1 protein-coding gene is annotated in these 948 nt (G+C 34.7%); it reads left to right on the forward strand.

The window, feature by feature from the left end:
• The coding region (locus AC1DRF_RS29765; protein ID WP_477742540.1) for an ABC transporter permease at positions 1-605 on the forward strand (605 nt) is incomplete at its 5' end.
• Positions 606-948: the final 343 nt, after the last annotated feature.

The raw sequence follows: 948 nt of genomic DNA on the forward strand, positions 1-948 counted from the left end.
CAGCTATACCTAATCACCTTCTTGACAATAATGAAGCATTTTTAGATTGGAAAAACAACAAGTTTAAAGATGTAGATTTTTACCGCCTATACATAGATGCTACCGATGTAAAGGCCGCTGTAAAAGAAATTGAAGGTTTAAAAAGTCAGTATCCCGAATTAAAGGTAAGCAGCTATGATCAATCTGTTAACGAAGCAAATGAAATGTTTTATCAGCGCTGGGGAATTTTTATAGTTGTTATTGCCACGTTGGTTGTTTCTACCATGGCAGGAGTATTTAATTCATTGGCAAATAATATTTATTCAAAACGAAAAGAATTTGCTGTTTTACGCGCGATGGGCATGACGCCAAAATCCATTCGTAAAGTCATTCTTTCACAGGTGAATTTATATATTACGATTGGAGTAATATGTGGAATTGTAATGGGACTTTTAGTGACATTAATTCTGCTATTAATGGATCCAGGGAAGTTTGTTATAGGTTATAAAACAATTCTTTCTGTAGTAGTATCAATGCTTGTAGTTAGCACTTTTTTATTCTCATACGTAAGTCGAAAAATATCTGGACAAGATCTTTCTATAGAGCTTACTAATGATAATAGGTGACTTCTCATGTAGATATATTATAATATTACTAAAACCCAACTTCTTTGTAGAGATTGGGTTTTAGTAATTTCTATTGTTGTTAACAAGAAAATCTTCGCTGTCAAACCTTAAATTCCCTGGTGCTTCAGGGGCTACAGCTAGCTGGTGCTGCTTTTTAGCTCTATTTATACCATTCCTTGTATTTGTTTTTCCTTTCTGTACTGTTTTCCTTCTTCGCCGCGCCAATCTACATTAGTTTCTTTCAGTTCAACATCCAAAACATCATTGGCCGATAATGTAACCGTAGGGGGAGAAAAGTCATATTCCTCGGCTATACACCCTGATAATCCAACGATAATAAATG

This window comes from Priestia sp. P5_B4, from assembly GCF_056400385.1.